At 54.6% G+C, this 6,620-nt stretch carries 8 protein-coding genes and 1 pseudogene; 7 read left to right on the top strand and 2 right to left on the bottom strand.

The window, feature by feature from the left end:
* The 7 genes and pseudogenes from E1297_RS50500 to otnC all read left to right on the top strand — a co-directional run.
* Positions 1 to 335: pseudogene (locus tag E1297_RS50500) on the top strand (tripartite tricarboxylate transporter substrate binding protein); the annotation flags it as partial.
* 57 nt (positions 336 to 392) lie between these two features.
* A complete protein-coding gene (locus E1297_RS35640; protein ID WP_155146596.1) occupies positions 393 to 1,142 on the top strand; it encodes a hypothetical protein in 750 nt (249 codons plus the stop codon).
* Between the two features lie 4 nt (positions 1,143 to 1,146).
* A complete protein-coding gene (locus E1297_RS35635) occupies positions 1,147 to 2,658 on the top strand; it encodes a tripartite tricarboxylate transporter permease (protein WP_155146594.1) in 1,512 nt (503 codons plus the stop codon).
* Entirely contained in the window at positions 2,658 to 2,945 is a 288-nt protein-coding gene (locus E1297_RS35630; RefSeq protein WP_155146591.1) for a putative quinol monooxygenase, read from the top strand. Before E1297_RS35635 ends, E1297_RS35630 begins: the two co-directional genes overlap by 1 nt.
* Positions 2,942 to 3,739 (top strand): N-acyl homoserine lactonase family protein, encoded by a 798-nt coding sequence (locus E1297_RS35625; RefSeq protein WP_155146589.1) that lies wholly within the window; start codon positions 2,942 to 2,944, stop codon positions 3,737 to 3,739. Before E1297_RS35630 ends, E1297_RS35625 begins: the two co-directional genes overlap by 4 nt.
* Positions 3,736 to 5,013, top strand: a complete 1,278-nt coding sequence (gene otnK / locus E1297_RS35620) for a 3-oxo-tetronate kinase (protein ID WP_155146587.1) — start codon at positions 3,736 to 3,738, stop codon at positions 5,011 to 5,013. The genes E1297_RS35625 and otnK overlap by 4 nt, the downstream gene beginning before the upstream one ends.
* On the top strand, positions 5,010 to 5,651 hold the full coding sequence (otnC, locus tag E1297_RS35615; protein ID WP_155146585.1) for a 3-oxo-tetronate 4-phosphate decarboxylase: 642 nt from the start codon (positions 5,010 to 5,012) through the stop codon (positions 5,649 to 5,651). The genes otnK and otnC overlap by 4 nt, the downstream gene beginning before the upstream one ends.
* A gap of 242 nt (positions 5,652 to 5,893) precedes the next feature.
* Here otnC and E1297_RS35610 read toward each other — a convergent pair whose 3' ends face one another.
* Together E1297_RS35610 and E1297_RS35605 are read right to left on the bottom strand one after the other, a co-directional pair.
* Positions 5,894 to 6,256, bottom strand: coding sequence for a cupin domain-containing protein (locus tag E1297_RS35610; protein WP_155146583.1), 363 nt, complete (start codon positions 6,254 to 6,256; stop codon positions 5,894 to 5,896).
* A gap of 64 nt (positions 6,257 to 6,320) precedes the next feature.
* Positions 6,321 to 6,620, bottom strand: a 300-nt coding sequence (locus E1297_RS35605) for a putative sulfate exporter family transporter (protein WP_155146898.1), incomplete at its 5' end; no start/stop codon positions are given.

Raw genomic sequence — 6,620 nt, 5'->3', positions numbered from 1 at the left:
AAGATGCGCAGATTGCAGGGGCAACAGTGCCTTCTGCCTTTGGCATTTATGACGGTCTCGATCAGTATTTACCGCTCAAACAGGCCATCGGTTTTGCAGTTCACAGTTCAGCCGGGGACGACGTAAAGGCCGCACTTGGTGATGCCTTCGAGCAAGCGATTGCCTCCGACACCGTCGCTGAATGGGCCGCGGCAAACAATTACGATGTCGGTGGTCAACACGGCGAAGAAGCTCAGGAGCTGTTTGCGAACCTTGAGGCGACATTTGCCTACACCTTGCAAGATCTGGGCGCAGCGACCGTCGATCCGGCGTCGCTGGGTATCGAGAAGCCATAATCCGATCACTTTTGAAAGGGCGCGCCTGATCGCGCCCTTTCCGACAAGAGGCAGGCAATGGACAAACCTGACGATACACTGATCATGCGGGCGCGCGATTTCTGGGCATCGATTGGTCTGATAGCAATTTCCACCTTTTTCCTTTGGAAGACGTCGGACATCCCGCTTTGGGGTGAAAACCGCGCAGGTGTAAGTGGATCTGATTGGTACAACTCGGCTGCAATTGTACCGCTGTTCATCTTCGGTGGATTGCTTGGCTTGTCCTTCGTTTTGCTGGCTATTTCGATCCGTTCAGGTGGAGCCCAAAACGCGCTCAGTGCTTTGGGGATCGGATGGGATAAGTCGGAAGCCTATCGAGCATCAACAATCGGCCTGATCCTTCTTGCATATGTCGTCGGACTGGTCCCCAGAGTGGACTTCATTCTGTGTTCTGGGTTGCTGATTACAGCTTTGACTTACGGCTACTACGGAGGTCATGCGCGGCGTGCTTTGGTGGCCTGTGTCGCAGTTGTTGTCGCCGGTTTGTTTGCGTTCGCCGTGTTTCCTGCGCGGGCGGATTGGAATGCACACGGTGATGATTGGTTCACACTGGCCGTTTGGGTGGCGTTGACACTTTTGGTGCTGACCAAAGCAGCTTCCGAACGCGTTTTGCGGTTCGTTCCATTGGTGGCAATACTTGCCCCGCTCATCCTCGTTTGTGCGATGGCCTTTGTTTTCCGCCAGAACGTGCCTGCACGCGGCGGGCTGATCTTCAAGCAAATCGAATACCACTACTACGTGACGCTTCGTCCGTTATGGAAAGATTGATCGGATGGACTTTTTCCTATCGCAACTGGCTGGATTTGGGGCGGCGTTCGTTGGTCTCGCAGTGGACCCGCTGACCTATCTGTATTTGATTGCATCCGTGTTCCTGGGCATCACGTTTGGCGCATTGCCCGGCCTGACCGCAACGCTGGCTGTGACGATCCTGACGGGATTTTTCGGCAACAAAATCCCATTGGACTATTCGCTCATCGCCTTGCTCGGGGCCTATGTAGGCGCGATTTATGGCGGCTCTTACCCGTCTATTTTGCTGAACATTCCGGGCACGGCAGCCAGCGCGGCGACGGCCATGGATGGCTACCCTCTGGCCAAAGCGGGTCGAGGGGGCGAAGCACTAGGGCTGACCACGACGGCCAGTTTTATTGGCACAGTTATCGGAACCATCACGCTGTTGATTTTCGTCTGGGCGCTGCTTTTGGTTTCAAAGAACATCGCAAGCCCAGAGAAAGCACTGCTGGCCTTGTTCGGCATTCTGCTTTCTGGCACTTTGATGAGCGAAGACCTGGTGATTAAGGGATGGATCGCCGGTCTGATCGGGCTTGCGATGTCCATGGTGGGGCTTGACCCTCTGTTGTCTGAACCGCGCTATACCTTCGGCTGGTCTTACCTGTTGAGCGGGTTTCAGGTCGTGCCAGTTTTGATGGGGGCCTTTGCGATCCCCCAAATCATTGACGGTTTGAGGCACGTTGAGGCCGGGAAAGTTCTGGCCCTGAAAGGCCGCATTCTTCCGAACCTTCGCTCTATTCGGCGCTATCTGCCCACCATTGGCCGGTCAGGCGTGATCGGGACAGGGGTAGGAGCACTTCCCGGAGTTGGCGAAGATGTCGCCGGTTGGGTCAGCTACGGTGTCGGTAAGACTGTATCTACCGAGGGCGACAAGTTTGGAAAAGGATCATTGGAAGGTCTGCTGTGCTCTGAGACTGCAAACAACGCCTGTATTGGTGGTGCGCTAATCCCGCTTTTAGTGTTGGGCATTCCCGGTTCGCCACCCGCCGCGGCTTTGATGGGGGCCTTCAAGATCAACAACGTGATCCCAGGCCCCACGATAGACCCCGAGATCATTTTGCGCGTGGTTGCAATTTTAGTGCTGGCCTCCCTGACAATGTTCTTGATGGGCCTGTTCACCGCTCGGGTATTCATCAAAATACTTGCCATCCCGCAGACCATCTTCTTACCCGTCGTTATGGTTCTGACAACAATTGGGTCTTTCAGCGTCGGTGGTGGTATCAATGATCTCTACCTGATGCTTGGCGTCGGCGCCGTTGCCTACTTCATGAACCTGATGAAGTACCCAATCGCGCCGTTGGTTATCGGGGTTATTCTGGGCAGCCTGTTTGACGAAACCTTCCGCCGGTCGCTGTTCTTGGCGGATGGGGATCTTGCGGTCTTCTTTTCACGACCTGGTGCCGCCATTCTGCTGGTGCTCAACATTGGTTTGATCCTAAGCCAACTGCCTGTTGCGAAGCGCGCTTTCTCACGTCTGAAAGGACTTTCCGTCTGATGTTTGTGGTTACTGTCACTTTCACTCTCAAGCCCGGTACGCGGGACACCTTTTTGCCGCTGATGGTCGAAAACGCTTCAACCTCTTTGCGTGAAGAAGCCGGATGCCAGCAGTTTGACGTTTGCCTCGGCGATGATCCTGAGACAGTTTTTCTCTATGAGGTTTATGATGACAGCGCGGCGTTCTCTGCCCACCTAGAAAGTGTGCATTTTCAGTCCTTCGATACGGCTGTGGCTGATATGATCGCCACCAAGGTAGTTCACCAGTATTCCGAGGTCATCCGATGAACGATTGGGAAATCCACGCGGTGAAATACGCGGATCGAAACGCCCGGACGCGCGCTGACAGTTTCATCATCGATGATAATCACGACGCTCCCCATGCGATGGATTATTTCGTTTGGGTGCTCAAACGCGGCAACGAAGTCATCCTGGTCGATACTGGTTACGATACCGAAGAGGCCGCCGCCCGTGGTCGTCCCATCGCGATGGACCCTCGCGAGGCTTTGCGACCCTTAGGCATCGCGCCGGAAGCGGTGACTGAGGTCATCGTGACCCATCTTCACTATGACCACGCGGGCGGGCTGCATATGTTTCCTAACGCAAAGTTGCACATGCAGTCGGCGGAAATGGCCTTCGCTACAGGTCCATGCATGTGCCAGGATCACTTGCGCGCGCCTTTCACGGCTGGCCATGTCTGCGAGGTCGTAAAGCGTCTCTATTCAGGCAAGGTCGTGTTCTACGATGGAGAAGCCGAGATTGCAGATGGGGTCACAGTGCACTGCATCGGAGGGCATTCCCGCGGGTTGCAATGCGTGCGCGTAAGAACGGCGGCCGGGTGGATGGTACTCGCCTCTGATGCCTCGCATTATTACGAGAATTTCATGGCGCGCAAAGCCTTTCCCATCGTCGTCGACCTGCAAGACATGATGGATGGTTTCGAGACACTCGAGAAGTTAGCCTCGCATCCTCGACTTATCGTGCCCGGCCATGACCCGCTTGTGCGAGAAGTTTTTCCCGTCGGAGCGGCACCGCATATCCATAGACTGGATCCTGGGCCAACCAGGGACATCAAACTATGAGGATCGGCGTCATAGCGGACGACTTCACTGGTGCGAGCGATATTGCGAACACATTGGCGAAGGGCGTACAGCCGGAAGGTGGATTACGAACTGCTCAGTTCCCGGGTATTCCAACAACCCCAGCCGACGAGGAGATAGAAGCGGGTGTGATCTCGCTCAAAAGCCGAACTGCACCTGTCGAAGAAGCTGTTGCGGACAGCCTGCGAGCCCTGCGATGGCTCAAAGATCAAGGGTGCCGCCAGTTCATCTTCAAGTATTGCTCGACCTTTGATTCCACTAGGCAAGGAAATATCGGCCCGGTTGCGGAAGCGTTGGCCAACGAACTGGGCGCGCAAAAGGTGGTTTTCTGCCCGGCCTTTCCGACAACGGGACGCACGGTCTATCACGGTCATCTATTTGTGCTCGGTAAGCTTTTGCACGAGTCTGGGATGGAAAATCACCCTCTTACTCCGATGACGGATGCGAACATCAAGCGCTGGTTGCAACATCAGACCGAAGAAGCGGTTGGATTGGTGCCAGTTAACGCCGTGAAGCAAGGATCAGAGGGGATTGCTGCTGCTTGGCAGAACGCCGACGAACGATTTGTGATTGGCGATGCGATTTCGGATGAAGATTTGTTGGCCTGGGGCGAAGCTCTAAAGGATGCCAAGCTCATTACTGGCGGATCGGGTATAGCGCTGGGTCTACCAAGAAACTTCCTGAGAGAGACTTCATCCAAAAGTGCTGGCAGAGCGTTCACTGGTATCGCAGGGCCTGCCGCGATCCTTGCGGGTTCTTGTTCAGGTGCGACCCGCGGGCAGATTGAGATTCATGCGAAATCCCATCCAACCTTCGCCATTGATGTTCCGGGCGTGATTTCCGGGGATGTGACCGCGCAATCGCTTCTGGATTTCTTTGAAGCGCATCCGGATCAAGCGCCGCTCGTGTATTCATCGGGAAGCCCGGAAGATGTTCGCGCGATCCAAGGTCAATTCGGCCAAGAAGCCGTGGCGGAAAAACTGGACAATCTCTTTGCAGATACAGCACGAGAACTTGCCGAAACGGGGTACAAACGCCTTGTGGTGGCAGGAGGAGAGACGTCGGGAGCTGTTGCCAAAGCCGTCTCTGAGGCACTGGGATCACCGGCCATGTCAATTGGGCCAGAGATCGACCCGGGCGTGCCAGTCCTGAGCATTGGGAAATCTGAACCCATTGCGCTGGCTTTGAAGTCTGGAAACTTTGGCGCTCCAGATTTCTTCTCGAAAGCGTTGAGAATGATGGAGGCAGGCAAATGAGTTCTGAAGAACAGGCCCTGCGACGGCAGATGTCCGAGCTGTGCGCCTCGCTGTTTGCGCGTGGCTTTTCCGTTGGCACTGCGGGTAATGTCTCTGCGCGTTTACATGACGGGATTCTCATGACACCAACGAATTCGACCTTGGGAGATATAGATCCGGAGCGTATCGCCAAGATTGATTTGGATGGGAACCATGTCTCCGGGGACAAGCCGACCAAGGAAGTCTTTCTGCACCAAGCCTTCTATGAGACAAGGCCAGAGGCTGGCGCCGTGGTTCATCTGCACTCGACTTGGGCGACCGCACTGACGTGCCTAGAAGACACTAATCCAGATGACTGTATTCCGCCGCTGACACCATATGTGGTGATGCGCGTCGGCACGGTTAAACTGGTGCCATACGTAAAGCCGGGCGACCCGAAGTCCGGTGATTTGATCCGCGAACTGGGCGGCAAGTATAGTGCGGTTCTGTTGGCCAATCACGGCCCCGTCGTTTCGGGAAAGGACCTCTTCTCAGCTGTCTGTGCCGCAGAAGAGTTGGAAGAAACGGCCAAGCTGCTAGTGGCTTTGCGCGGCCTGCCAACCCGCCTACTGGATGCTGAGAAAGTCGCAGAACTCAAAGAGACTTTCGGAAGCATGTAAATGGACACCGATAGGGGGAGTGTGCAAACTTTTGGGCAAATCGTGCAAAATTATGCGTAAATACCACGCAAAGTTATGTGCAAGTACATCTGAATATAATGAAAGAAATCAATAGCATGAACGAAGCATCGTGAGCGCTCCTACACAAACCGGATCTGCAAAAACTCACGATCTAATTTCTGCGCCCCCGTCTTTGACGGGGGCGATTTACGTTTGTCTCGTTCTGAAGCCTGCTTACTCACTCAGGAGCAGTCGCGGATGACAAAGTGTTTGGTTGTTTCTTCCACCACTTCCCAAAATCCACGAAACCCGTTTGGGATCATAAAGCTGTCGCCGGTGCGAAAGTCCTGCCGCGTTCCGTCTTCATGGATCAGTGCGCAATGGCCTTTGACGATATAGCAGTATTCATCCTTGTCGGTGAATGCATGCCATTTGCCCGGCGTTGACGTCCATGTCCCTGCAGATAGCGCGCCATCCGGGCTCGTGAAATGCATTCCGATCTTGTGGTAGGGATCGCCGTCGACGACGCGCTCCGGCAGATCAGCCAGACGACGCTCGCTGCGGTTTGAAGGTTCGTCGAACAGATTGATGACATGTGCTGTCATAGTGATGTCTCCAGATATGTTTGGAATACTCTTTCGATGGTTATCATCGGCATCCTGCCCCAACTCACATATGCACTACATAGACGCCTATGAGGACGAACAGTGCGATAAAGATGGTTTCGGCCACAATCAGTGCAATCGCTTGTCCACCCACGTCCAGGATGCGTTTCAGCGACGTTTTCATGCCAACCGCAGCGATCGAAACAAGCAGCGCCCAGCGGCTCAGGCTGGCCATAGCGTCTGCGATTGCAGCTGGAATGAATCCGAGCGAGTTCAGTGTTGCAAAGATCAAGAAGCCTACAACAAACATCGGCAGAATTGGTGGGCGCTTTCCGCTTTCATCGGCAAAATCAGCGTGGCGACG

Source organism: Roseibium sp. RKSG952 (assembly GCF_009711355.1).
This window is presented reverse-complemented; position numbering and strand designations above follow the sequence as displayed.